The organism is Capilliphycus salinus ALCB114379 (genome assembly GCF_047276495.1).
Lineage (GTDB): Bacteria > Cyanobacteriota > Cyanobacteriia > Cyanobacteriales > Microcoleaceae > Capilliphycus > Capilliphycus salinus.
Genome location: NZ_CP178543.1, coordinates 318,289 through 343,527, shown reverse-complemented (window position 1 = coordinate 343,527; position 25,239 = coordinate 318,289). Strand labels below are relative to the sequence as shown.

The window sequence follows — 25,239 nt, the reverse complement described above, 5'->3', positions numbered from 1 at the left end:
AGGGGGGCAGGGGGGATTGAGAGGTATATAACCCCCACCAACCTCCTGATCCCCCCGCCTGCGGCACCCCCCTTTTTAAGGGGGGCAGGGGGGATTGAGAGGTATATAACCCCCACCAACCTCCTGATCCCCCCGCCTGCGGCACCCCCCTTTTTAAGGGGGATCGAGAGGTCAAAATCACTTGATTTCTAAAAAATACCATGAAACTTTTTAAATTTATTCCTCTTGTTTTGATGGCGAATTTAACTGCTATTCCCGCTTTCGGTCAACAACAATGTAATATTTATGTGATTTACGATCCGAATGATACTTTTGTTAACGTGAGAACCGCACCGAATGGTAATATTATTCGGGGAATTCCTAACGGGTCTAAAACGTCTGTAACGGGCGAACAAAGTGGCTGGTATAAAGTGAGTTTTGATAGTCGCTTTAATAGTATCACCGGGTTTATGAAAAAAGAATTATTGTGGCGAAGTACAAAACTTTATGCGATGGACTTAGAAGATACTTATGTGAATTTGCGAGAGTCTCCCAATGGATCTGTTATTCGTCAAGTTCGCAATGGAACTCCTTTGACTTTTATAGAAGGAAACAGAAACCAATGGTTAAAAGTTCGTTTAGAAGATGGTAGCGGTACGGTAGGATATATATATGCTCCGTTAGTTGCCGATCCCTCTTGTAACCCCGATGGAACTTTTGTCGGACCCAGATGAAAGAATTGCTATTGTTCTTGCTCATCTATCATTCAAGTGATCCAGTATAATATTTGTATCTAGCAAGACTCTCATTTTAGATATTTCTCCGAGAGTCTTTCGTACTTCATTGCTTCTATATCTTCATCTTCCGGTGAAGGTTTATCCGTTTTGAGTCCTCCTCGCAAACGTTCCCAAACTTCATCAGGTATGGGTTCTTTAGGTCGAAGTTCATTAGAAAGCGAACGAATAATGGCTTCAACCAATAACAGACGTTCATAGACGGGTAAGTTATAGGCTTCTTTCCGTAATTCCTGCCAATCCATATTTTTAACTCCTAATCCTTAATTCTATAATACCGTAAAACAAAAAAAACGTCGGGGTGATATTGCTTGCGGCCTATCTTCTTGTGATCAACACCTGTAAATCATATCAGAAAAACGTTAAATAAATTATGCGACCGCACATTGAATTTAAACCCATTCCCGCCATTTTTCTATGTAGGGGCGCATGGCAATGCGCCCTCTCTTATTATTATCAAAACCCATAAATTAGATCGGAAAAATATTGAATAAATTATGTGATCGCACATGGACTTTAAACTCGTTCTAGCCATTTGTCTAAGGCTAAGTCAATTAAGGAGTCTAAATTTTTATAAGGTGAAGGTTCAACTGTAACAGAGATACCTGTGCTTTCTTCAAACCACTCTTTATGAAAATCAATAAATTGCATTTCTTCATAAGTAATAGGTCTTCTATTGTTAATTTCTTTTAAAATTCTGTCTTTCTCCTTAAAATATTTATCTTGAAGTTGTAGATCTACTTTCAAAAAAACACCATGACGTCTGTAATCCATCTTCATGTATTTGTCCATTCTCCTATATGGTTTAGAATAATTCTCACCTTGACTATAATACTGAATTTTAAATTTTTCATGTAAATTTTCGATCAATCTTTTCTGTTTATTAATCTCCGTTCCTATCCCACTGGTAACATAACCCTCAATTAACGCTTTTTCATTCCAATCAGTCCAAATTCTCGCCCGTCCAATACGACTACTTTCACCACCTTTAAACGGTATCCACAAAAACAATACCAGAGAATACTTTTTATCTAAAATAAACTCGGCAGAATATTTACTACTTGCTGTCGTACCATTTCCATATTTGATACTTCCTGCACTTGCAACTTCTTGTATTCGAGAATCAAAACTAAGAATCTTCTCTCTTATTCTCAAAATCGTCTCTTTTTGACTCGGTTCAAAATCCGCAATAAACTTCAGAAGCTTTTGAGGTGGACTCGGAAGATTACTTTCTCTCGCATCCTCATAAAAAATTTGTAGTTGTGAAGTGATTTCCCTATCAATATCTTTCAAGACCAGGTAAAACTTGTTATCCTCTTCAACAATAGAAAACTGAAAAAACTCAAATTCAAGTTGATGATATTGGCGATCAATTAAACTATCCCGGTGAAAACTGGGTGCAATGGCGACTAAGTTCACAGGTTTGTCATAATCAATGCGATCGCGAAACGGCTTTTCTTCCAACAAAGCATGGTAATATCGAGTAAGCTGCTGAACAATGCCTCTATCTTCAACATTTTTTAACTCGATTACCACCAACCGTCCCGTTTTGTCTGTAGCCAAAAGATCACAACGTTGACCGTTAACAATATATTGACGTTGGATAACCGTCCAACCCAGTATTTGATCGAGATGAGAAAAGAGAAAATCTTCTAGCGCTTCCTCACTCTCAAATTCCCAAGATGAGCCAGTTTTCCTTAAAGTGACAAAACTTTGCATTTCTATAACGGGATTCTGATTATAATTATGATATCATATCCATCACTTCTAGCTCAAAAATATTTATTTAAAGAAAAGTGGGAACTTGGATTAAAAACGTACAAGTTACGAGAGTTGTTGATGGAGATACTCTCAAAGTAATGTTGAATGGTCAACGGGAATTTTTGAGGTTGCATTGTGTGGACACCGAAGAATCTTTTCCCTGTGGAACAAAACCCGTTACCAATGCAGGAATAGCGGCGTCTGAAATGGCAATTCAATACTTTACAAATTCTCAGGGTGAACTCACTCAAGTCGATGTAGAATTTGATGGGGATGAACCCTTAGAAGTCTGCTTAGAAAAATATCGAGATACTCATGGGCGAATTATTTGCTATGTCTATAAAGAGGGAGAAAACTACAATACTTGGTTAATTCGAGAAGGTTGGAGTCCCTACTTTATTAAATATGGGCGTTCGATTTTTTATCATCAACAAATGATGCAAGCCGAAGCCGAAGCCCAAGCGTATCATCGAATTATTTGGGACCCGCACACGAACCAAAATGGTGCCTTTCGCAACTACGAATTATTGATGTCTTGGTGGACGCTGCGAGACTCCATTATTCAAGATTATCGACAAAATGGAATAAGGGCGGGAGTGCTTTCGGTGCGTTTAGATTATCCGAAAATTCTCGCCGCAGCCGCAGAAGAAGAATGGATTACTATCTTTTGTGATTTGCAAGATGGCGTCACCAAATGGATAGGAAGCGGGGCGTTAATTCATACCGGTTCAAAAGATCATATCTTAAAATTGTGGATTCCCGAGGCGAAAAATGATAAAAATGCACCCATCGTTCAATTGATTCAAAAACGATATGCAGGTTTAGGACGGGGCTACGTTTATGTGAGTGGAAAAGCCGTGATGTATCGCGACAAACCCGAGATTACCTTAACGGATCTCAAACAAATCTCCGATTTTTGTCCAACTTTTCCCCCTTAAAAGGAGAGGCTTGGCAAAGCCGAGCAAAAGATAATTAAACCGGTTAAACTATTAGTATGATACCTTAAAATAGAGTGTAAGCCATGCCAACTTCTTTACCAGAAGGATTTCCCGAACCCACTCAAGCCGGAGTCATTGAAATTAAATATTATCCGGCTTATCGAGGGGTAACTTATTCTCATAGCGGAGATTTAACTCAAGCGACAAAAGCCGCATTTAATCCGTTATTTCAGCATATTAGCAGTAATAATATAGCCATGACCACACCCGTAGAAGCCCGTTATCAAGACGCTTCTCGGGCGGATGTTTCGTTTTTATATTCAAGTCCCAATATTTCTCCCCAACAAGTTCAACCCGATGTTCAAGTTGTTGATACTCAAGAAATGATGGTGGTTAGCATTGGAATTCAAGGGGCCTATACTTGGGAAAGCTACGAAACCCATCTTCAAAAACTTCAGAATTGGTTGCAGCAACATCCGGAATATCAAGCCGTTGATTCCCCCCGACGGTTGTTTTATAATTCACCCATGACACCGGAATCACTCAAATACAGCGAAGTGCAAATCGCCATTAAAAAAGTGTCCGAATCTTAGCAAATTTACACCCGCTCATATATCTCTCTCCAGATAGATTTTTGAAATCTCCAAAAATGCTAATTTCGAGAAGTATCTGTGTGTAAACTTGAATAATATTAATCTAAATTAATAATAGCTAAAATCAGCCCAAACTGACTTGACTTTTATCCTCAATTCAGGTATTCTCACAACAACATAATCCAGGGTACAGGAGACGAGCCTGTTAGACTGTTGACCTATTCTCCTCAAATTTATCCAAAGTATTGTTAACCATGAGTTCTCAACTTCCCACACAAAAACTTTCGATTCCCGATCGCATTAGCCAAGACGAAGCCATTGAAAAAATAGAAGAAACCGTTGAATCCCCCACCGAACAAGATATTGATTTAGAGTTTCTGTACACCCGAGATATAGAGTTTCGACAAGAAACCATTTATTTTATTGTTGTTGATCGATTTTATGATGGCGATCCCGATAATAATGAAGGCCCAAACCCCGAACTTTACGATCCAGAAAAACAAGAATGGGGAAAATATTGGGGGGGAGATTTACAAGGGGTTATTGACCAGTTAGATTATCTTAAAAACTTAGGCGTAACGTCTTTGTGGTTAACGCCATTATTTGAACAAGTCGAAGGATTATTCTTTGAAAGTGCAGCCGTTCATGGATATTGGACAAAAGACTTTAAACGGATTAATCCCCGCTTTATTGGAGTGGATGAAAACCCCTCAATCAACCAAACTCAAGAAGGCAAAAATACCATATTTGATCGGTTGATCGAAGAATTAGACAAACGAAATATGAAGCTAATTCTTGATATCGTTTGCAACCACAGCAGTCCCGATGTCGCCGGAGAAAAAGGCGCCCTTTATGATGATGGGGTAAAAATAGCCGATTTTCATAATGACGAAAATCATTGGTACCATCACTATGGCGAAGTCACAGACTGGGAAGATGAATGGCAAGTTCAAAACTGTGAATTGGCGGGACTGGCTTCATTTAACGAAAACAATACAGACTATCGAAACTATATTAAATCAGCGATTAAACAATGGATAGATCGGGGCGTTGATGCTTTACGAATTGATACCGTGAAGCATATGCCGATCTGGTTTTGGCAGGAATTTATCGCCGATATTACCACCTATCGACCCGATATTTTTATCTTTGGAGAATGGATTTATTCTAGCCCGGATGATGGACGTTCTGTGGAATTTGCAAATAATTCGGGAATGTCAATCTTAGATTTTGGATTGTGTATAGCCATTCGACGGGCGTTAGGAAACTGTGAAGAAGGTGGTTTTTACCTAGTCAAAGATGTACTCGATAAAGATCATTACTACGACGGTGCAACCGAATTAATTACCTTCATTGATAACCACGATATGCACCGTTTTCAAACCTTAAATCCCGACCCCGGTTATCTCCACATGGCGATCGCATTAATTATGACATCTCGGGGAATTCCCTGCATTTATTACGGTAGCGAACAATATCTTCACGATGATACTAATGGCGATCAAAACCCCTACGGAAATAACGATCCCTACAACCGTCCGATGATGGAAAAATGGGATAAAAATAGCCCCCTTTATCGTGAAATTCGACTGCTTTCGGGAGTGCGACGACTCAATCCTGCGGTATCAATGGGAGGTCAATGGCAAAAATACATTACCCCGGATATTTATTGTTATACCCGTCGTTATCGAGATTCGAGAGTTTTTGTGGCAATGAACCGGGGAGAAAATGTTGTTTTAGAAGCGGTAGAAACCGGTTTACCCGATGGAGAACATACCGATGTCATGTCACCCAATAAATATGAAGTTGTAGATGGAAAAATACACAATCTTCAGTTAGATTCCAAACAAATTATTGTCCTTTCTCACGTCGGAGAACGATTAAAAGCCCAAACCATTGTTCGAGTCCAGTTAAATGGCGTGCAAACCCTTCCCGGCGAAACGATTGTTGTAATCGGAGATTGTCCCGAACTTGGAAACTGGGATATTGGCAAAGCTTATCCTCTAGAATATATTAATAGTAACACTTGGTTTGCCGAAATTCCCTTTAATGAAAGTGCGGGCAAACTGATCAATTATAAGTATGCCATGCTGCGAGAAGGACAATCCCCCCTGCGAGAAAATTTAGTTTCTCGACGTTGGGTTATTGCTAGCGAAGGGATTGTTAAATGGCGCGATCGATGGGCTTCCGGTCGAGAATCTTAACAACAAAAAGTAGGGTGGGTGACATCACAAATCTTGTTTGATATTTGCAATGGGTTCAATGTTGTCACCTGAAAAAAGTAGGGTGGGTGACTTCACAAATGTTATTGGATATTTGCAACCCGTTCAATGTTGTCACCCGAAAAAAGTAGGGTGGGTGACATCACAAATCTTGTTTGATATTTGCAATGGGTTCAATGTTGTCACCCACCCAACAAGAACATCACCAACATTTTTGATCTTTGCAATTGCTTTAACGTTGTCACCCAACGTACAGATATTCAATTAATAATTATCTCCCGAAATATGAACCATGAGTTCTCGATTATGTCGATGATTGCGGTGTTCCCAAACATAAATCCCCTGCCAAGTTCCCAACACTAACCGTCCTTGAGAAACCGGAATTTGTTCGGAAGTATGAGTTAAAACGCTGCGAATATGGGCAGGCATATCGTCGGGGCCTTCGGCATCGTGAATGTAATGATTGCCCTCGGGAACTAATTTGGATAAGAAATTTTGTAAATCAACTAATACATCGGGATCGGCATTTTCTTGTATAATTAAACTGGCAGAAGTATGACGCAAAAAAAGAGTACATAAACCCGTTTTCACGCCGGAATTACCGACAGCATCTTCAACTTGATGGGTGACTCGGACGAGAGACTTTGGAGTGGTAGAAACTCGAATTAATTGTTGATAGTGAGTCATAACAGTGAATGGTCAACTTTGTACAATTTTTTCACAGAACAGTCTCACCCATTGTAGGATGAGTGATTCGGTCGCGTCACCCCTCTTTGATCCGAAGCAGATTTAACATTCTGGCAACGTTAACCCCTCAAGGGAAGAAAACAGCGATCGCAAAAGTTAGGGGGTTTTTGGGGTAGATTTCACTCCCGTCTCCCCCGAGTGACCGGGGAAAAATAAAATAAAAATTAAGTCGGCAATTTTGCTCACCTATTATATACTGGTATTTTGCTAATCTAATATGTGAATCCAGAACGAAAAATCAACAGCCATGCGAACCCATTACTGTGGACAACTCAGAAGCGCTCATATCGGAAAAACGGTCACACTCTGCGGATGGGTAGATCGTCGTCGAGATCATGGCGGAGTGATTTTTCTGGATTTGCGCGATCGCACCGGTTTAGTTCAAATTGTCAGCGATCCTCAACGCACTCCCGACTCGTACAACATCGCCGAAACGATGCGAAATGAATATGTGGTTAAAATTACGGGTCGAGTCTCTCAACGTCCTGAGGAGTCGCTAAACCCCAAACTCGCCACCGGAGAGGTAGAAATTTACGCCGAGAAAATTGAACTTCTCAACGCCCTCGGAAAACAACTTCCGTTTCAAATTTCCACCGCAGAACCGGAATCGGTCAAAGAAGAATTGCGCTTAAAATATCGTTATCTCGATATCAGGCGCGATCGCATGACCCGCAACCTGCAACTCCGTCATGCGGTGGTCAAAGCGATGCGTCGTTTTCTCGAAGACGAAGAAAACTTTATCGAGATTGAAACCCCAATTTTAACTCGTTCCACCCCAGAAGGCGCGAGAGATTATATTCTCCCCAGTCGGGTTAACCCCGCAGAATGGTTTGCTTTACCCCAATCTCCGCAATTATTTAAGCAACTGTTGATGGTATCGGGGATGGATCGATATTATCAGATTGCCCGGTGTTTTCGCGATGAAGATTTACGCGCCGATCGCCAACCGGAATTTACCCAACTGGACATGGAAATGAGTTTCATGTCTCAAGAAGAAATTATCGCCTTAAACGAAAGGTTAGTTGCCCATATTTTTAAAGCGGTAAAAGGAACGGAATTACCCCTTTCTTTTCCCCGTTTAACCTACGCAGAAGCCCTAGATCGCTACGGAAGTGACAAGCCGGATACCCGCTTTGGTTTGGAATTGGTCGATGTTTCCGATCTGGTGAAAGACTGCGGTTTTAAAGTGTTTTCCGGGGCGGTTCAGTCGGGCGGAATTGTGAAAATTTTACCGATTCCGGGGGGAAATGAAGCCTTTTCTAATGTGAGAATTAAACCCGGCGGCGACTTGTTTAAAGAAGCCAGCGAAGCCGGCGCCAAAGGTTTGGCTTATATTCGCGTCAAAGAAGGCGGAAAACTCGATACAATTGGGGCGATTAAAGATAATTTGAGTGAAGACCAAAAGCAAGAAATTATCAAGCGCACCCAAGCTAAACCCGGTTTTCTGCTATTATTTGGGGCGGGAGAGACGATGACGGTTAATAAAACTTTAGACCGTTTGCGGTTGGTTGTCGGGGAAGAATTGGGATTAATTCCCGAAGATAAAATGAATTTTCTTTGGGTGACTGATTTCCCGATGTTTGAATGGAACGCCGACGAAAAGCGTTATGAAGCCTTGCATCACCCCTTTACCGCACCCCATCCCGATGATGTAAACGACTTAAAAACCGCCCGGGCATTGGCTTATGATTTGGTTTTAAATGGGTATGAAATTGGGGGCGGAAGTCTGCGGATTTATCAGCGAGATGTTCAAGAAAAGGTGTTTGAAACCATTGGATTATCAATGGAGGATGCTTATAGTAAGTTTGGCTTTTTATTAGATGCTTTTGAATACGGTACGCCACCACACGGGGGGATTGCCTACGGTTTGGATCGGTTGGTGATGTTGTTGGCCGGAGAAGAATCCATTCGGGATGTGATCGCGTTTCCGAAGACCCAACAAGCCCGGTGTTTGTTAACCAATGCTCCCTCAAAGGTAGACGACAAACAGTTAAAAGAACTGCACGTCGCCTCTACCTACAAGCCGAAATCCGAACAAAAGAGTTAGTTCGTGAAAACAGACAGGAGAATGGGGATTCCCCATTTTCCTATTTTCCTAATCGTCTACAAGATTAACCCAAGCAGAGAAAGCCGGCGGAAAGAAATCGATATCATAATTCGAGTCTTCCCATTCTTGGACCCAAAGGGGAACTTTTCCCTTCTCAACCGTTCGAGCAAACTGTCGTTCTCCCACCTCTGCGGTGTGAAAGATTTGTTTGAGGGTATCGCCCTTGTCTAAAGTCTCGCTGAGGATTTCATCGAGTTCGGGATCGACTCGCTTGACCCGACTTTTCCCTTCTTCATCGATCCAGAGTAACTTCAGAGATTTCAGATTCCGGGGACTCAGTTCGCTCTTGAAATAAACTCGTTTTAAGGTAACAGGCGGTTCTAAACTCCGTTCAACGCGGCGAATTTGTTGGAGTCGTAAGTAATGCCATTCGGCGAGTTGTTTGCGTTCGCAGGCGGAAATGATCCCCTTGGTTTTGGCGTGTTCCATTCCGTATCTTACCAAGGAACAGCCCAAGTTGGCTAACAGGTGAATTAGCTGTCGCTCTTTGGGGGTGGCTTGGCGTCGAACGAGGGTGTTGGTTGCTCTCCTTGGTCTTCTTGCTGTCATCTGGACTTACTCGTTAGTCTTTACTGGAGGACTCTCCCCTGAACTGCAACACCTCTATCCAATGCACATTGGATAAAATCCGCCAGAGTTCGGGGAAAACCTGTTACCGCCTTAACCTTTATGGGCAGGTGATCCGGCTGATTTTCTCCATCTGGCACCGATAGATCGGTTAGCTTAACGCTATGTTGGTTCGTTCAAAGGAGTAAGGTATACCATTAAAACATTGAATGGCGGCTTCGATCAAAATCGAGAGCATCCTTAACAACTCGGAGGAGAACAAGTTAGAAATCTTAGCCGAAGACTTCAGGGGGTTAAACCCTCTATTGCTGCGTCAGATTTTTCATTGCTTTTGTCAAAAAGTGGGTAATTGCAATAGACCTCTTGAATTTCTTCAAACCCAACTGCAATAATCTGAATATAGACTCGCACACCTTGATTGGTCAAAAGCATGAAATGTGACTTGTCCGTAGTGTCCTAAAGTTGTCCATCGATCCCCGATTAAGGGATTATATGCTGAACCATTTGATCAGTTTGGGTGTTCTACCATCAGGGCGCATCTCCTTTTCTTAGAATACTAGGTGATCCTATTATATCCCAGATGAGGAGATCTTCAAATAGGGGGGTTAGTCCCCCTATTTCAGTCTGTTCTCCTGCAAAACGGACAAGATTTCTAGGTTTTCTCTGCCTCAAGAGGGATTCTTCCCTTGAGAAATTGTCAGGGATTTGTTAATTTAAAAAAGATAAAACTTAATTAAATGTAAACAATCCCTATGGAACGCTCCAAATTGGTAGCCTATATCACCGGTGCCATTTCAGTGATTTTAGCGATCGCTTATCTTTTATTAGTGTCGCTGCTCGACTTTAGAGGCGAAATGATTCCGGCTCCTCAAGACCCCTTAATCATTCCACCTGTGATGGAATTTGTGTCATTTACTGCACCATTTTGGTCGCCTTAATCATGTGATAAGCAATCAATAATTGGGTAAGAGCTAAGGGATAACTTTGCAGAATTTCTCCTGTGGTTCCAGTCAATTTACCCAGTTCTTGATTTCCCACACTACAAAAATCTTTTAAGTGGGGAAAATCATTGCACAAGATCATCTCCAAAGTATTCACCTGATCGACAGTCGCATGACTATCAATTTCTAAAACATCCACCGGCTTACCCATATCTCGATCCAATCCCAAACGAACAGCCGAGAGACGATAGCGATCGTTTTGGTCGAGAATCTCGGTAAAATCGGGATGGGGAATGGTCGGACGCAACACCAAACGGACGTTTAAACTGGAACTGTCGGTATTTCCATTATCGGGCGGATAAAACGTCACCACCACATCGGCCCACTTGCGTTGCGGGCGAATAAACGCCTCCGAGTCGGGTTCGCGCTGTTGCAAGGCGGCGAGAACTTCTTCAGAGGTGTAGCCTCGCTTCATCGTATCCCGTTTAATTTTCCACTGAGTCCGCAGGGACTCGGGCGGGGCGAGATACACCCGCACATCATAGCAGTCGCGGGCGCCGCGAGTCGAATAGCCCAGTAATCCTTCTACAATCACAAAGCGGTTGGGCTTGACATACTCGGGCGGTTCAAAACTGCCGGTATGATGACTGTAAATCGGTTTGAGGATGGGTTGTCCGGTTCGCAACAGGGTTAGATGCTGCTGCATGATATCGAGATGGTTCGCATCGGGATGCAGCGCTGTAATTCCTAATGCCTTTCGTTGTTTGCGATCGTAACGATGGTAATCATCTGTACAAATCACGGTGACATTTTCTGGCCCCAAAACCTGGGCAATTCCCCGTGTTAATGTGGTTTTTCCGGCGGCACTATCCCCAACAATACCTAAAATAATCGGACGATGGCTCATCTTGCCCCCTCTACCGAATGCTAGCCTAATGCGATCATTTTATGGGGGAAGCTCGGCCAAATCAAGCCCTCAAAAAAGTCGGGGACATTTTGTTCTCGGTTTCTGTCAAATTAAAGCCGTTAAAACTCCATCCGATACTGTCGCCAAGCCGCCCTAACCAGGCGAATTTCATCATAACTATATTGTTCGCCCAAATATTCATAAATGATCTCAACTCCCGTATCTCCGACGGTTTCTATTGCCCGAAGAATCGCTTGTTGTCGGGGAAATGAAACCAAACGATTAATATCAACCGCTTGGCTCATCCCAATCAACTTAATCAAATGCTCAATTATCACCGTTTTGGGTAGATTTCGGTGGGCGGCGATCTCCTCAAGACTCAACCCCTGCTGGTGCAATTGTAGAGTATACATTTGGCTATCTGTTAATGAACCGAAATTGGGAATCATAAATTTTTGAAAGGTGTTGCTCACTCAGAAAGACCTTGTTCTTCACAATAGTTGCGAATCGCATTGACAAATCGTTTCCCGTAGCGACTCAATTTATGATTTCCGACACCTGAAATCTCTAATAAAGCCTCTAGCGTCACCGGACGTTGTTGTGCCATTGCTCGCAGTGTAGCATCGGGAAAAACCATATATGGGGGAATCAATTGTTCGTCGGCTATGGTTTTGCGAAGTTGGCGCAAATGATCGAATAACATTTCTATTTCTGCCGCCAAAGAACGGGTTTGAATGTCGATATTCCGCTTTTGAGCGATCGCAATTTCAACTTGTCGCCGACGCCCCATCACTTCCCAACTGCGAGGATTTAATTTTAAGATACCATAACCATCGGTGGTTCGGTCAAGTATACCTTGATGAATTAGCGCTCGCCCCAAGTTTTTCCACTCCTCAACCGTGCGGTCTTTTCCGATTCCATAAGTTGACAGCTTATCGTGTTTCCGCTCAAGAATTTTTTGACTTTTTGAACCCCGCAAAACATCGATAATATAACTCATCCCGTAGCGTTCTTTACAGCGAGCCACACAAGACAAAAACTTCATCGCCTCTACCGTCCAATCTTCGATAGGCTTGCTTTCCAGGCAATTATCACATCGCCCACAATTGTCAGGAAACTGCTCCCCAAAATAACTTAAAATAATTCGATTGCGACATTCGGTTGACTCGGCATAATCAATCATTTGTCGGAGTTGCTGGCGGCCCATTCGCTGTTCGTCCGCTTGGGGTTTTTGAGCGATCAAATATTCGATAGTTTTAATATCACTTCCCGACCAAAACAAAATACATTTTGCCGGATCGTTATCTCGCCCCGCCCGCCCCGCTTCTTGATAGTAACTCTCCAAACTCCGCGATAAATCATAATGAACTACAAACCGAACATCCGGCTTATTTATCCCCATCCCAAACGCCACCGTCGCCACCATCACCTGCACATCATCTCGAATAAAACTCATTTGATTTTCTCGCCGTTCTTCGTCTGCTAATCCGGCGTGATAGGGCAAACAAGGAATCCCTTTTTCTCGCAGTCTAAACGCCAAGTATTCTACTCGTTTTCGGGTGAGACAGTAAATAATTCCCGAGCCTTGTGCTTTCTGAATAATCTTTAATAAATCGTTGAAGCTGTGGGTATGTTTGGGAATCACTTCATAGGAGAGATTTGGACGCAAAAAACTGGCAATATGAATCCCCGGTTGATTTAAGGCTAACTGTTCAATAATATCCTCTCGAACTCGCGGAGTTGCTGTTGCGGTTAACGCCATCATTGGAATTTGAGGATAGCGATGTCGTAACTGTTGTAACTGTCGATATTCCGGCCGAAAATCATGCCCCCATTCCGAAACACAGTGGGCTTCATCAATGGCAAAAGCGGAAATCCCGACCCGTGTATTTACCAAGTCTAAAAACGATAAAAATCGCTCCCCCAAAACTCTCTCGGGGGCGACATAAACGAGTTTAATTTTACCTTGAAGAATCGCCGCAGACCGCGATCGCAATTCCTCCGGTAACAGTGTACTATTAAGAAAGGTTGCTGCAATGCCATTATCCTCTAGGGCAATGACTTGATCCTGCATCAAAGCAATCAGGGGCGAGACCACCACCGTTATCCCCGGTTTCAAAAGTGCAGGTAACTGGAAGCACAAGGATTTTCCGCCCCCTGTGGGCATGACAATCAGCAAATCTCGCTTTTGGAGGGCTTGTTCAATAATTTCTCGCTGTCCGGGGCGGAAGGAGTCGTGGCCAAAAAAGTGCTTGAGGGACTGTTCAAGGGATTGGGGCTGGGCGAAAGAGGATACAAATAGCCCTGACATTGATTTCTACGAGATAGATGGACTTCTTTACTATTGTAGAAAAATCTGTTCCCCATCGCTTGATTCTCGCTACAATAGCCAATATCTGACAAAATGTTACCGTTTGACCCGAATCTCAAATTATGGTGTTTCTGATGTTGTCTGAAAAAAATTGATTCGCGATCGCCTCAATCCGATTTTGGGGGAATATCTCGGCAATCTGTTAATGATAGCATTCCTCCGCTTCAGATTTTCACAATTGATTTTTTCAATTGATTTTTACCCTTGATCGAGCATCAAAAATTAGGAGTACAAATATGATTCAGTCTTCGGTGCTGCAAGCTGATATTTTAATTGTGGATGATACTCCTGAAAATTTACGACTGCTTTCTTCGATGTTAGCAGAACAGGGCTATAAAGTTCGCAAAGCAACCAATGGCAAACAAGCGTTAAAAGCGATAGAAGCCCAGGCTCCGGATTTGATTTTACTTGATATTATGATGCCGGAAATGAACGGTTATCAAATTGCCCAACATCTCAAAGCTTTACCCCCAACTCGCGAGATTCCGATTATTTTTTTGAGTGCGCTCAATGAGTTAATGGATAAAGTTTTGGCTTTTGATGTGGGGGGAGTTGACTACATTACAAAGCCTTTTCAAGTTCAGGAAGTTTTGGTGCGGGTGAGAACTCAAATTACACTGCGAGAACAGCAAAAACAACTGCTAGAACAAAACCAAAAGCTGCAACAAGAAATTAAAGAACGACAAAAGGTTGAGTCGGCTTTGCGGGTTTATATTCATGCCGTTTCTCACGATTTAAGAAATCCGGTGACGGGAATGTTAATCGTTTTGAAGAATTTACTCGCTAAAAAATCTTCGGAATCTCCCTCTACTTTGATGGTTCCAACTCATATTTTAGAACAAATGGCGAATAGTTGCGATCGCCAACTGAATTTGATTCATTCTTTAGTTGAAACTAGCGATATGGGTTTACAGGGAATTTCTGTCAATGGTCAACCCTTAGACTTGGTTAATTTCACGCAACAACTCATCGCAGAATGGCAGCCCATCTTTGCCAAAAATAGAGTTAGCCTAAACAATGAACTTCCCTCGAATTTACCCGCAGTTAAAGCCGACTCAACTCAACTTTGGCGAGTTTTTGATAACTTAATTTCCAATGCGATCAAATACAATCCACCCGGATTAACGTTAACTCTATCTGCTGAAATTATATCAGAAAAAAAGGCAAAAAGCAAGAGTTATACCCGATGGATAAAATACACCATTTCCGATGATGGAATTGGCGTTAAATCCGAAGAAGCAGACGAACTGTTTGAACTCTACAAGCGGGGGAAAAACGTTGGAAAAATCAAAGGATTGGGTTTGGGTTTGTATTTGTGTCGGCAAATTATTAACGCACATGGGGGTAAAATTGGCGTTATTCCCAACGAAAATTCTGGTGCCTCCTTTTGGTTTACCTTACCCCTATTCTAAGCTGAAAACAACCTAAGTTGCATTAAAAAGAAAACGTTGTTCTTAACGTCCCAATCAGGATATCATCATTGCGGCTATCTTGGTTGGGATTGGTAATAAAAATAATCCCCGGAGTAATCGAAATTTTATCATTTACCGGATAGCGATAAAACGCCTCCAAATGCCAAGATTGGTCGTTGGGAAACTCAAATTTTAATTCATCCGGCGCATCAATATCATTCAAATAAGGCTCTCGACCGATAACAATTCCCCCCAAACTTCCCTCTTTAAATAAATCCGGTAAAGCCAAAGTTACCGCAAAATTCCAAATTTGACCGTCGCCAAGATTAATCACCCTCGCATCAGTATAACCTCCCCAACCGCTTAAAACAATTTTACGATTAATTCGCCACGAAACTTGTACCCCGTAGGAATTACTAACAACTCCTGACGCAATTCCCCCCGCATTAATTCCCTCACTTAACCCTAAAATAGAATTCGCAATTCCACTCCCGGTGACTCCATTTAACGCATTACTATCAATATTTCCCGTTTGACGGTCAACAACTAAACCATTCCTTAAACCGTTATCAAAGCCAAAATTTCCCGGCGTTGAATAGGCGTGATTGTAAGTAAAAGCAAACTGTAAATTATCCCTCGGCGTTACGGTAATTTGCGCCAAAGTTGCGTAATCTCCGTTAAACAAACCGTTTCCCTGACTCGCATCTCCCGCACTCGCAGAAAGATAGCCGACAGAAACCGAAGTTGACCCAAAAATTCCGTTTAAAAACTGTTCGTTAAAGCGGTAGTGCAAACCCATTCCGCGACCCGCACCAATGCGATAAATCGGGTTGCGCTGACCAAAGGTACTTAAACTTCCATTTCCGCCATCTCTATCATCTAAATAGGGGTTAACTGTCGGGACAAAATCATCCCAAGTTACGCCTTTTGCGGCTAAGGTTAACTGGAGTTGATTGTTAATTGGAAACTGATAATATAAACGTTCTAATTCGACTCGACTTTCGGTATCTCCGCGAAAATTAAAGGTTTGTGTTCCTTGGCGAGTAAACCCCAAATTAAACGGTTCGGCGTTTCCCATTTGCAGGCGAGTTAAGAGTAAATCTTCCCCGGTAAAACTGGTATTAAAATTGAGACGAACTCGGTTTTGAAAAACAACTTGATTGCGGTTGTCTTCCGTTCCTTGAAAAGCGATATCATCCCCAAAAGCTTGTGTGACCGCAAAAATCGCTTCTCCGGTGAGTTTTGTTGTCGTTGAAAATTGATTGGCGACTAAAACTTCTGTGCGGTCTTCTAGGTCGTTAATTTGACCCCGAAGTAAACTTAATTCGGCTGCAAATTCATTTTGTAACCGTTGTAAGGCGATAAATTCATCTTCGGTTAAACTATCTTCAACTGCGGTATTTAATAACTCGTTAATTCGTTCCAAACAAGCGTTCAAACCGGCTGCAAATTCGTAGCGGGTTAACGAACGATTTCCCCGAAATGTACCGTCAGGATAACCCGCAATACAGCCAAACCGTTCCACCAAAGATTGTAACGCTTGAAACGCCCAGTCTGTCGGTTGAACATCGGACAGTTGGGAAACAGAAGTCACTTGATTTAATGAAGTGTTTCTGCGTCCTTCTTGACTGTAACGTTGGAGTTGTTGTAAAGTATAATCAGGATATATCTCATCTAAATCGCGATCAGAAGATTCAGCGAAAACCAGACTCGAACTTCCGATTAAAAAGACAGGAGATAAGCAAAAAATCAGCAGAAATTGCCCTAATTTGACCCGCGATACCGGGTGTTCATACCCGACGATTCCCTTTTCCGCCTTCATCCTGCTCTCCTTATTATTTTTAAAGCGAATAATTCTATTTCATCACAATTTTTCCACCCTGATCGAAAAAACATCACGGGATTTTCTACCCGTATTTTATCCCGGTATTTGACCTGTAGATTTTACGCCAGTTTCATCACCACATCTAAACTATGTCCGATGACTTGATAAACCTGACGTTCCTCAAAGACTTGTAAAATATCGGGGTTAACTTTGTTTTGTGCGGCTTCTTTTCGTAATATTTTTAACGCCGTTATCGTCGGTAAACCATGTTGATAAGGCTTATCTCCTGCGGTTAACGCATCGTAAATATCCGCAATCGCCATCATTTGGGCTTGGACGGGAATTTCTGCTTGTTTTAACTTCAAAGGGTAGCCAGTCCCATCGAGTTTTTCATGGTGTCCGTGAGCAATTTTTGGAACCTCTTGTAAATCTTTAGTCCAGGGAATTTTCTCCAGAAATTTATAAGTATGGGTGACATGAGACTCAATGACTAACCGTTCCTCTGGGGTGAGATTTCCCTGTTTAACCAACAGTTGATTCATTTCTTCGGGAGTCACTAACGGCTTGGTTTCCCCGTCAATATCCCGATAGGTAATCCGGGTTAATTCTAACAGTTTATCTAAGGGTTTTCCCTCGGTAACTTGCGGTTCGTTCGCTTCTAAAAGCAAATTCCAGCAATCGTTTAACTGCTGAACGGCTTTGCTTAAATTCGCCTCTAATTGTTCGAGAGTGTAAAGGGGTAAATCTTCCGAGTTGGTGGATTTTTGATGGGTATTTTTGAGCAAGAGTTCATATTTGGCTTGGCTGCATTCCCATTCTAAAGTTCGCCTCGCCAAAGCAAACCGTTGACGAATCACTTCTAATTGATGGGGATATAGTTTTTTCGACTTGGTTAAAATCGCTTCGGGAACGCCAATTTTACCAAAATCGTGCAATAATGCAGCATAACGGATTTCTTGAATTTGGCGATCGCTAAAGTTAATTTCGGCCAAAGAACCCGTTGTGATTGTATTAATTTCTTCGGCCAAACGAACCGTTAACTGGGCTACCCGTTCAGAATGACCAAAAGTGCAGGGGTCTCGCTGTTCGATCACTTGCACCGACGCCTTGACAAATCCTTCAAAAAGCGATTCAATACTATCTTGTAAGTGATTTCTTTCAATGGAAATCGCTGCCTGTGAAGCCAGACTTCGCAAAATTCTTTCTTCCCATTCCCCGTAGGGTTGGGTCATTTCCAGGGTATTTTCAGGCACCAGCATCACATCGGGTTTAACTTTGCGGTTGATCAACTGAAGCACCCCGATCATTTCTCCCTGACGGTTTTGCATGGGGAGAACCAACACCGAACGGGTCCGATAGCTGATATCGCGATCAAAACTGCTATCGAGGCGATAGGGTTTGTCTGAGGGTAACTCGTAAGCATCAGGAATATTCAACGTTTCACCCGTCAACGCCACATATCCCGCCAAACTTCTATCGGTCAGAGGTATAGCAAACTCCCGAAACGACAGGTTGGGAAGCGAGACGTTTTGAGCGACTTTAAACAGCAACTTGGGTGTATTGTCGCTGGCGTCTACCAAATACACGCTACCCGCATCGCTGCACGTAATTTCCCGACTCTTGGCTAAAATCAAATTGAGCAGGGTACTCAAGTTGTGGGTACTCGACAAGGCGGCGCCGATATCTAATAGCTTTTCAATTAATTCTGCTTGTTCGGCTAACTCTTTTAAATATTCTGGATTCTGAAAAATCATAGGGGTCGTAGGTGCTGAACTGCGGTCATCACATCAAATCGAGTTGCTCAGACTGCAACACTACTCTCAAACCATTATCGGTTATTGGTGAGCCAATGTAGAGACCTTGCAGACAACATCTCTACTCCTCTAAATTTTAACCGAAATCCGAGAAAACCCCGCCGAAATTTCTGTAAAGTTATTTAAGGAAGATTATTTGAGGAAGATTTACTTCAACCCGTCAATTTGCTTCGCCATTGCAAAATCTTTTTCCGTTAAACCCCCCGCATCGTGACTGGTTAAACTGATGGTGACTTTATTATAAGAAATTTCCAGATCGGGATGGTGTCCCGCAGCTTCGGCCGGTTCGATCAACTTGTTAACAAACGCCATCGCGGTAACAAAATCCTTAAATTTCATTACTTGTTTTAATTCCTTTCCCTCAACCTGCCAGTCGGGAACTTCGGCGGCCATTTTTTTAACTTCTGTTTCGTTTAAAACTTCAGCCATCTTTAGCCTCTTTCAACTCAACTTTTGAGGTTCATTCTTTCTTCAAATAACTATCCGCTCTCATCCGGGATAGCTTCAGCACTTGGCTTTGGCATTTTGTGGATGAGAGCGGTCTAGCGGGTCATCTGAATTGGAACCTGACTGCCGGAAGAACTCTTTAGAGCAGCCAGTCCTTCTAAAATACTGAGTATTCTAGATGGGATCTAGCCTGACTCTAGTAGTCAGCCCCGGCACGCAGCCGGCATTTTCCAATCAGGTGACCCATGCGTTTACTACTATCAATCATGGGCATCACCTCCTTTTTCCCTGTACGGTTTGTTGTTTCATCAACGCTTGCTAGCATAACACACACTTGGGGGATTTGTGCAACCCTTTTGGAAAAAAAGTCTGAAAAGGTTATGGGGCTTGAGTTTCGGGTTTCGGGTTTCGGGTTTCGGTTCGGCCAGCCAGCCCCTCAACCGCACGGAGGAGGTCAACCCTTCGGTTTGAACAACTTGGGAATTTCTGCGATCGCCAGTCTCGGAGTTTCGCTCACCGCCACTCCCAAACCCCCTTCCACCATCCCCCGCAAACCTTCTAGGGGATGACCTTTGGCGGCTAATTTTAAATTCCACAAATAAGAATCGATTTTTAACGCCCTTTCCCGCTGTTTCACCGGGTTGATATCGGTTTTTGTCGGTTCTTTTTTATCGGCTTTTGCTTCCCAAACTTGCTGATATAAATCTTCAATTCCCGCCAAGGTTTTATCCCAAGTTAAATAATTATCAACCGTTTCCAGACCCGCTTTCGCTAATTGCTCGCGTAATTTTTCCGATTTTAACAGGCGAGAAATAGCATTAGCCGTCGCTTCTGCATCGTCTTTTGGTACGATTAAACCGTTTACCCCATCTTCGAGATAATCTTTAACAATTCCGACCGGTGTGGTGACGACCGGAACACCACAAGCCATACAATTTAAAACCGGAACTGGCCCCCCTTCTACTTTTGAAGTGACCACATAAAGGTCGAGAGCATTATAACAAATTGGCATCAATCTATCGGGCAGAAACGGAAAATAATAGACTTCATTAATTCCATAAGTTTTAATTTCCTTAACCACTTTATCCCAACCGGGTCCCGTGATTAAAACTCCGAATTTTTCTCCTTGATTTCCCAACTTTTCTAAGGCTTTTAAAAGAATATTTACCCCTTTTCTTCCATCCGTGTTGCTGGTATATTTAGCACTGTATCCGATCAAAGGAGTCTCGGAATTTATCCCCAATTGTTTCCGGGCTTTTAGGCGATTGTTCAGAGGATAAAACTTAGATTGTTCCACCCCATTATTAAACAAAAATAACTGATCTTCGGAAACTCCCTGTTGACAAACAAATTCTTTCCATTCGTTGGCAACCATCATAATTGCATCGCTTTTTTCTGCGATCGGAATTAGCTTAGGCCAATTGGTAACGTGATGGATCGAACCCACCAACGGGAGAGAGTCAGGTAGAGTCAATTTCTCGAAATCAAAATCGCTCAAAACGTGAACTACATCGACTATTTTAATTAAAGATTCCCACTCTTTTTGATGGTAGGGTAACATCTGTTGGGAGAAGAAATAATAATCGTGTTGGGTTCCGACCCGGACAATTTGTTTCGCCCAAGTTCCCAGAATCCAAGTTAAGTAATCCGGCACCAGTAAAACTTTTAATTGGGTCACTTTTTTGATAGAATGTAGGTTAAGTAAACGGATTAAGCCCTGACAAAAGGACTCATAAACCGACCAATTCTTGCTTGTAATTCGCAAGCTTTCGTTAAATCTGAATCAAATTCGTGGCGATAACGTAAATAGTAAGAAGCCAGTTTATAACCGTCTGACAGCAAATATAAAGGAGTTAGTAAAATCATCAAAGGTCGCTGCCAGGGGTAGAGTCGAACCATTCTTAATTTATGATTGGCTAAACCAAAACCTCGGGAAAGTTTCAGCAAATATTCTTTTTCTAAACGTTTGCTGGGCAGATGATGCCAGATCTCCATAGCAGGATTATGCCAGATTTCCCAGTCACTATTTTGGATATAAAAAAAAGCTTCTGTTTCTTCGTTACCGATGAGCAGAGTCTTCTTATTTTTTTCATCCCGACCTTGCAATTGTAATTGCTTCGGCACCCGCTCTTTCCAAGCTTGTTGTCGGACTACACAACCCGCACCGGCGGGAACTTTTCTAGGTTTATCATTTCTTTGGTAGCGAAAAGGTTGAGAACCTGGATTATTAATTGCCAAGAGGCTTTTAATTTTATTAAAATAGGGCGGTAGAGGAACATCTAATTTCGGGTGAATAATACCCCCATAGACTCCCGCTTGAGGATGTTCTTGACCAAAACGATAAGCTTCCACCAGCCAATTTTCTTTAGGTAAGTTATCATCATCTAAAAACCCAATCAGATCGCTTTTTGCCTCTTGGATCGCTCTTTGACGCGCATAACCCGCTCCTTGAGTTGCTTCAAATACATACCTGAGTTGACTATCACCACGCCAGTTTTTTGAGTATTGAGAGACAACTTCTGCTGTTCGATCGCTACTGTTGTTGTCTACCACGACGACTTCCCACTCAATGCCCTCCGGATTGGTTTGTTGTTGCAAGCCGTCAAGAACTTCTGGAATTCGATCTTGTCCGTTATAGGTGCAGATAGCTACAGTAAATTTCATTGTCATTTTAAGTATTGAATGTACATATCTATCTCAAAAACTACATGAATATCGGCGATCTATTCGGTACTATTCTTTTTGGGAATTACCTCCTAGCATGAGTCTGATCAACTCAAAAGCTTTTGAATAGTTGACAAACAAAGTTACTAAAACAAACATTAATTTTTGCTTTCCTTTTAGTCTTTGATCGGCCAACCTTCCTTTAAAAAATCTGACCGGGGGTTTAATCAGCGTCACTATTTCCCAAGTATAAGTTAAAAAACTCGCTTCTTCTTTGCTGTGATCGTATATCCCGCCGATTACCCGGGTCGCTTTTTTATACAGTTGATGCCAAGAATCCCTCGCCGGATGCTGCACGCAGACTTCACTACAATACCTCGGATTATAACCTGCTGCAAATACTCGGTTTCCCCAGTCGCGATCGCCATTTGATTTCAGGTTAGGATTAAACAATCCTACTTTTTCAAATACGCTGGCATATGTAAAAAGATTAGCCGTAGGCCCATATTTTTCCTCAATGTGCTTTCTGGGATTGATACAAAAACTATCATAAAATTCAAGTGCTGTCGGAGAATCTTGATGTTTAAAAATAAACTCAACTGCACCCGAAATAAAACCGCAATTTTCAATTTTTACTAAATTTTTTACCCCGCTTTCTATCCAATCTTTCGCCGGAATACAATCGGAATCTGTAAAGGCTATGACTTCCCCTTTCGCTATCGAAATTCCTTGATTTCTAGCCACGTAAGAACCAGGTTTACCTTCAAAAGTCAACTTGGCTTGTTTAAAATCACTGACAACGCTTTTAATGTCTTCCTGGGAGGCGTTATCCACCACAATTATTTCATAACCTTCTTGGGGATAGGTTTGATTTTCTAAAGCCGTTAAACATTTTTTTAACAGTTCTGAATTATTGTAAACTGGAACAATTACCGAAACCAAAGGTTGATAATTTTTGTTCATAATTTTTCTCCGATTTGAAAACAGATAAATAAATCATTGATAGATTCTGCATATTTTGCCCAAACCCAAATTGCTTTAATCATGTTCTCAAGTCAGTTTCTCTTAGAAGTTCCCCCAAATTGAAGGCGTAATACTTCTAAAGCCTTTGAATAATGAACAAACATCGTGACTATAATTAACATAAATTTTTGCTTTCCTTTAAGTTTTTTATTCCCTATATTAGCGATCCAAAATTTTACCGGCGGTTTGATTAGCGTCGCAATTTCCCGGGTATAAGTTAAAAAAGTCGCTTCTTGTTTAATGCGATCAAATTTTCCCCCCATGACCCTTGACGCTTTTGTATACATTTGATGCCAAGAATTTCTCGCCGGATGTTGCACGCAGACTTCACTACAATAACTCGGATTATAACCTGCTGCAAATACTCGGTTTCCCCAATCGCGATCGCCATTTGATTTCAGGTTAGGATTAAACAATCCGACTTTTTCAAATACGCTAGCATAAGTAAAAATGTTAGCCGTAGCCCCAAATTGCTCTCTAATATATTTTTTTTGATTCAGAAAAAAGCTGTCATAAAATTCAATCGCTGTCGGGGAATCTGGATTTTGAAAAATAAACTCTACTCGACCCGAAATAAAACCGCAGTTCTCAAGTTTTACTAAATTTTTTACCCCGCTTTCTATCCAATCTTTAGCCGGAATACAATCGGAATCTGTAAATGCGATTACTTCCCCTTTAGCTATCGAAATTCCTTGATTTCTAGCCACATAAGAACCCGGTTTACTCTCAAAAGTCAGCTTGGCTTGTTTAAAATCACTGACAACGCTTTTAATATCTTCCTGGGAGGCGTTATCTACCACGATAACTTCATAACGTTCTTGGGGATAGGTTTGATTTTCTAAAGCCGTTAAACACTTTCTTAACAGTTCCGAGTTATTGTAAACCGGAACAATTACCGAAACCAAAGGTTGATAATTTTCGCTCATAATTTTTTTGATGCGATTTGAATATTAATCGACAAACTTTTAAAGTTTTCTCTGAATTTTTATTCCCGTCAAAGCGATCGCCCCGTCCCTCTCCAACTTGACTTAAACTTTTGTTTTAAATTCGGAACGTTAACTGTCGGCGAAGTGCAAAACTAATTAACTTCATCGGGTAACTGGATCGGCTAACAACAGGAATTCGTAAAAACTTACCCAGGAGCAAACGACCCAAACCCTTGATTCTTGCTTTCAACCTGGCAAATTGCAGCTTAACATTACTATTCGCTTCATCCTGAAGATATAGAGGCGTAAAAGCTAACTGACCATAAAGAACATCAGCCCGATGAACTTTACTCAAACCCCGTTGATGATGTTCTAAATTCGGTCTTCCTCCGTGTTCGCCGTAATTGCGAAATGCGATATAATTTTTAAAACCCTGCTGGCGCAAAAAATTATCTAATTCCGAATCCCAACTTGAATAACTCTTAGGCCCCGGATTTTCTCGTTTTTGGGCTTCCAACGACCGCAAACACTCCGCCGCTTTCGGAGTAACAATATAAGCAACCGTCGAAACCGAAAACCCTTCGCCGTAACCGTTGGGAGTAACGCTATAAAGCTGAGGAGCGCAAGTATAAATCCAGCAAACGCCCACATCACTTTGATCGAGATCGAAAGGAAAAGGCAGTTTTCCCAAACCGATAACCGGAACAAAATCCGCCTCAATAATTAACGTCGGTTTGCTTTGAGTTTTGGCGATTTCCCAAACACTTTTATGATTGAGCAAGCAAAGATAACTCGGAGAATAGTCTTTATATTCTGGCCGATGTTGTTGCCGCATGACTTGACAATCAAAACCCTCTTGTTTGAGAATAGACTCTAACTGATCCGTATTCTCTTTGTAGGCAATAATAAAAGTTTTGCCAATGCCATCGGCGAACCGATTTGCAGTGGTTAAACTGTCGCTTACCGGGTTGGTTTTCTGGGGAAAATCGGCTTTTCTAGTATTCATTTAACCATTGAGTTTATCAAGAATTACCCAACAAGCCCGCACCCTGAAATCTTCCATTTTAGGGGTTCAAAGTTCCTGACGGGCTATACCCATGAACCCCGAACGAGCAACGACTAACAGCCAATTTTCCCCGTGATTAACGACGGGGAAACCCATTAAAAATGGCTGCGGGGGTCGTAATTGCGATTAACCCTA

General features: G+C 42.0%; 20 protein-coding genes and 1 pseudogene. 7 read left to right on the top strand and 14 right to left on the bottom strand.

The window, feature by feature from the left end:
- Nucleotides 1–200 precede the first annotated feature (200 nt).
- Nucleotides 201–713, top strand: coding sequence for an SH3 domain-containing protein (locus ACL6C3_RS01535; RefSeq protein ID WP_413164642.1), 513 nt, complete (start codon nt 201–203; stop codon nt 711–713).
- 71 nt (nt 714–784) lie between these two features.
- Here ACL6C3_RS01535 and ACL6C3_RS01530 read toward each other — a convergent pair whose 3' ends face one another.
- The gene (locus ACL6C3_RS01530) at nt 785–1,018 is read right to left on the bottom strand and encodes a hypothetical protein (protein WP_413164640.1); all 234 of its coding nucleotides are present in this window, start codon (nt 1,016–1,018) and stop codon (nt 785–787) included.
- A gap of 271 nt (nt 1,019–1,289) precedes the next feature.
- Nucleotides 1,290–2,492 carry an endonuclease NucS domain-containing protein gene (locus ACL6C3_RS01525; RefSeq protein WP_413164638.1) on the bottom strand — a complete coding sequence of 401 codons (1,203 nt, stop codon included), beginning with the start codon at nt 2,490–2,492 and terminating at the stop codon, nt 1,290–1,292.
- A gap of 77 nt (nt 2,493–2,569) precedes the next feature.
- On the opposite strand from ACL6C3_RS01525, the gene ACL6C3_RS01520 reads away from it, so the two are divergent.
- The 3 genes from ACL6C3_RS01520 (at nt 2,570) to ACL6C3_RS01510 (ending at nt 6,269) form a co-directional block, all read left to right on the top strand.
- Nucleotides 2,570–3,472 carry a thermonuclease family protein gene (locus ACL6C3_RS01520; protein WP_413164637.1) on the top strand — a complete coding sequence of 301 codons (903 nt, stop codon included), beginning with the start codon at nt 2,570–2,572 and terminating at the stop codon, nt 3,470–3,472.
- Nucleotides 3,473–3,555: 83 nt separating this feature from the next.
- Nucleotides 3,556–4,065, top strand: coding sequence for a heme-binding protein (locus ACL6C3_RS01515; RefSeq protein ID WP_413164635.1), 510 nt, complete (start codon nt 3,556–3,558; stop codon nt 4,063–4,065).
- Nucleotides 4,066–4,319: 254 nt separating this feature from the next.
- Nucleotides 4,320–6,269 carry an alpha-amylase family glycosyl hydrolase gene (locus tag ACL6C3_RS01510; RefSeq protein WP_413164633.1) on the top strand — a complete coding sequence of 650 codons (1,950 nt, stop codon included), beginning with the start codon at nt 4,320–4,322 and terminating at the stop codon, nt 6,267–6,269.
- A gap of 282 nt (nt 6,270–6,551) precedes the next feature.
- On the opposite strand, the gene ACL6C3_RS01505 is transcribed toward ACL6C3_RS01510, so the two are convergent.
- Nucleotides 6,552–6,974 carry a secondary thiamine-phosphate synthase enzyme YjbQ gene (locus tag ACL6C3_RS01505; RefSeq protein ID WP_413164631.1) on the bottom strand — a complete coding sequence of 141 codons (423 nt, stop codon included), beginning with the start codon at nt 6,972–6,974 and terminating at the stop codon, nt 6,552–6,554.
- A gap of 307 nt (nt 6,975–7,281) precedes the next feature.
- Between ACL6C3_RS01505 and aspS the strand changes: the two genes are divergently transcribed.
- Nucleotides 7,282–9,081 carry an aspartate--tRNA ligase gene (gene aspS / locus ACL6C3_RS01500; RefSeq protein WP_413164630.1) on the top strand — a complete coding sequence of 600 codons (1,800 nt, stop codon included), beginning with the start codon at nt 7,282–7,284 and terminating at the stop codon, nt 9,079–9,081.
- Nucleotides 9,082–9,129: 48 nt separating this feature from the next.
- Here aspS and ACL6C3_RS01495 read toward each other — a convergent pair whose 3' ends face one another.
- Entirely contained in the window at nt 9,130–9,690 is a 561-nt protein-coding gene (locus tag ACL6C3_RS01495; protein ID WP_413164629.1) for a hypothetical protein, read from the bottom strand.
- A 770-nt stretch (nt 9,691–10,460) separates the two neighbouring features.
- Here ACL6C3_RS01495 and ACL6C3_RS01490 point away from each other — a divergent pair.
- Nucleotides 10,461–10,646, top strand: a complete 186-nt coding sequence (locus ACL6C3_RS01490) for a hypothetical protein (protein WP_413164628.1) — start codon at nt 10,461–10,463, stop codon at nt 10,644–10,646.
- Here the strand turns inward: ACL6C3_RS01490 and ACL6C3_RS01485 are convergent.
- Both ACL6C3_RS01485 and recQ read right to left on the bottom strand, forming a co-directional pair.
- Nucleotides 10,621–11,556 carry a phosphoribulokinase gene (locus ACL6C3_RS01485; protein WP_413164627.1) on the bottom strand — a complete coding sequence of 312 codons (936 nt, stop codon included), beginning with the start codon at nt 11,554–11,556 and terminating at the stop codon, nt 10,621–10,623. The two genes, ACL6C3_RS01490 and ACL6C3_RS01485, sit on opposite strands and share 26 nt — an antisense overlap.
- Nucleotides 11,557–11,675: 119 nt before the next feature.
- Nucleotides 11,676–13,867 (bottom strand): annotated as a pseudogene (gene recQ, locus ACL6C3_RS01480) (DNA helicase RecQ).
- Between the two features lie 296 nt (nt 13,868–14,163).
- On the opposite strand from recQ, the gene ACL6C3_RS01475 reads away from it, so the two are divergent.
- Nucleotides 14,164–15,339, top strand: coding sequence for a response regulator (locus ACL6C3_RS01475; protein WP_413164625.1), 1,176 nt, complete (start codon nt 14,164–14,166; stop codon nt 15,337–15,339).
- A gap of 22 nt (nt 15,340–15,361) precedes the next feature.
- On the opposite strand, the gene ACL6C3_RS01470 is transcribed toward ACL6C3_RS01475, so the two are convergent.
- From ACL6C3_RS01470 to ACL6C3_RS01435, 8 genes are all read right to left on the bottom strand, one after another.
- Entirely contained in the window at nt 15,362–17,161 is a 1,800-nt protein-coding gene (locus tag ACL6C3_RS01470) for an iron uptake porin (RefSeq protein WP_413164623.1), read from the bottom strand.
- Between the two features lie 122 nt (nt 17,162–17,283).
- Nucleotides 17,284–18,918 (bottom strand): HD domain-containing phosphohydrolase, encoded by a 1,635-nt coding sequence (locus tag ACL6C3_RS01465; RefSeq protein ID WP_413164621.1) that lies wholly within the window; start codon nt 18,916–18,918, stop codon nt 17,284–17,286.
- 207 nt (nt 18,919–19,125) lie between these two features.
- Nucleotides 19,126–19,407 carry a 4a-hydroxytetrahydrobiopterin dehydratase gene (locus ACL6C3_RS01460; protein WP_413164619.1) on the bottom strand — a complete coding sequence of 94 codons (282 nt, stop codon included), beginning with the start codon at nt 19,405–19,407 and terminating at the stop codon, nt 19,126–19,128.
- Between the two features lie 472 nt (nt 19,408–19,879).
- Nucleotides 19,880–21,103, bottom strand: a complete 1,224-nt coding sequence (locus tag ACL6C3_RS01455) for a glycosyltransferase family 4 protein (RefSeq protein ID WP_413164617.1) — start codon at nt 21,101–21,103, stop codon at nt 19,880–19,882.
- A gap of 32 nt (nt 21,104–21,135) precedes the next feature.
- Complete coding sequence (gene hpsE, locus ACL6C3_RS01450; protein ID WP_413164616.1) at nt 21,136–22,089, bottom strand: hormogonium polysaccharide biosynthesis glycosyltransferase HpsE; 954 nt, start codon at nt 22,087–22,089, stop codon at nt 21,136–21,138.
- 69 nt (nt 22,090–22,158) lie between these two features.
- Nucleotides 22,159–23,052 (bottom strand): glycosyltransferase, encoded by an 894-nt coding sequence (locus ACL6C3_RS01445; RefSeq protein WP_413164614.1) that lies wholly within the window; start codon nt 23,050–23,052, stop codon nt 22,159–22,161.
- Nucleotides 23,053–23,144: 92 nt separating this feature from the next.
- Nucleotides 23,145–24,038, bottom strand: coding sequence for a glycosyltransferase (locus tag ACL6C3_RS01440; protein WP_413164612.1), 894 nt, complete (start codon nt 24,036–24,038; stop codon nt 23,145–23,147).
- A 115-nt stretch (nt 24,039–24,153) separates the two neighbouring features.
- Entirely contained in the window at nt 24,154–25,044 is an 891-nt protein-coding gene (locus ACL6C3_RS01435; protein ID WP_413164610.1) for an LPS biosynthesis glycosyltransferase, read from the bottom strand.
- Between the last annotated feature and the right edge of the window lie 195 nt (nt 25,045–25,239).

What these genes read in the sequence shown, in the direction of transcription:
- ACL6C3_RS01510 (WP_413164633.1), top strand. Translation starts at nt 4,320, where the DNA reads ATGAGTTCTCAACTTCCCACACAAAAACTTTCGATTCCCGATCGCATT.
- ACL6C3_RS01535 (WP_413164642.1), top strand. Translation starts at nt 201, where the DNA reads ATGAAACTTTTTAAATTTATTCCTCTTGTTTTGATGGCGAATTTAACT.
- ACL6C3_RS01525 (WP_413164638.1), bottom strand. Translation starts at nt 2,492, where the DNA reads ATGCAAAGTTTTGTCACTTTAAGGAAAACTGGCTCATCTTGGGAATTT.
- ACL6C3_RS01515 (WP_413164635.1), top strand. Translation starts at nt 3,556, where the DNA reads ATGCCAACTTCTTTACCAGAAGGATTTCCCGAACCCACTCAAGCCGGA.
- ACL6C3_RS01530 (WP_413164640.1), bottom strand. Translation starts at nt 1,018, where the DNA reads ATGGATTGGCAGGAATTACGGAAAGAAGCCTATAACTTACCCGTCTAT.
- ACL6C3_RS01490 (WP_413164628.1), top strand. Translation starts at nt 10,461, where the DNA reads ATGGAACGCTCCAAATTGGTAGCCTATATCACCGGTGCCATTTCAGTG.
- aspS (WP_413164630.1), top strand. Translation starts at nt 7,282, where the DNA reads ATGCGAACCCATTACTGTGGACAACTCAGAAGCGCTCATATCGGAAAA.
- ACL6C3_RS01465 (WP_413164621.1), bottom strand. Translation starts at nt 18,918, where the DNA reads ATGATTTTTCAGAATCCAGAATATTTAAAAGAGTTAGCCGAACAAGCA.
- ACL6C3_RS01505 (WP_413164631.1), bottom strand. Translation starts at nt 6,974, where the DNA reads ATGACTCACTATCAACAATTAATTCGAGTTTCTACCACTCCAAAGTCT.
- ACL6C3_RS01470 (WP_413164623.1), bottom strand. Translation starts at nt 17,161, where the DNA reads ATGAAGGCGGAAAAGGGAATCGTCGGGTATGAACACCCGGTATCGCGG.
- ACL6C3_RS01475 (WP_413164625.1), top strand. Translation starts at nt 14,164, where the DNA reads ATGATTCAGTCTTCGGTGCTGCAAGCTGATATTTTAATTGTGGATGAT.
- ACL6C3_RS01460 (WP_413164619.1), bottom strand. Translation starts at nt 19,407, where the DNA reads ATGGCTGAAGTTTTAAACGAAACAGAAGTTAAAAAAATGGCCGCCGAA.
- ACL6C3_RS01435 (WP_413164610.1), bottom strand. Translation starts at nt 25,044, where the DNA reads ATGAATACTAGAAAAGCCGATTTTCCCCAGAAAACCAACCCGGTAAGC.
- ACL6C3_RS01440 (WP_413164612.1), bottom strand. Translation starts at nt 24,038, where the DNA reads ATGAGCGAAAATTATCAACCTTTGGTTTCGGTAATTGTTCCGGTTTAC.
- ACL6C3_RS01485 (WP_413164627.1), bottom strand. Translation starts at nt 11,556, where the DNA reads ATGAGCCATCGTCCGATTATTTTAGGTATTGTTGGGGATAGTGCCGCC.
- ACL6C3_RS01445 (WP_413164614.1), bottom strand. Translation starts at nt 23,052, where the DNA reads ATGAACAAAAATTATCAACCTTTGGTTTCGGTAATTGTTCCAGTTTAC.
- ACL6C3_RS01495 (WP_413164629.1), bottom strand. Translation starts at nt 9,690, where the DNA reads ATGACAGCAAGAAGACCAAGGAGAGCAACCAACACCCTCGTTCGACGC.
- hpsE (WP_413164616.1), bottom strand. Translation starts at nt 22,089, where the DNA reads ATGAAATTTACTGTAGCTATCTGCACCTATAACGGACAAGATCGAATT.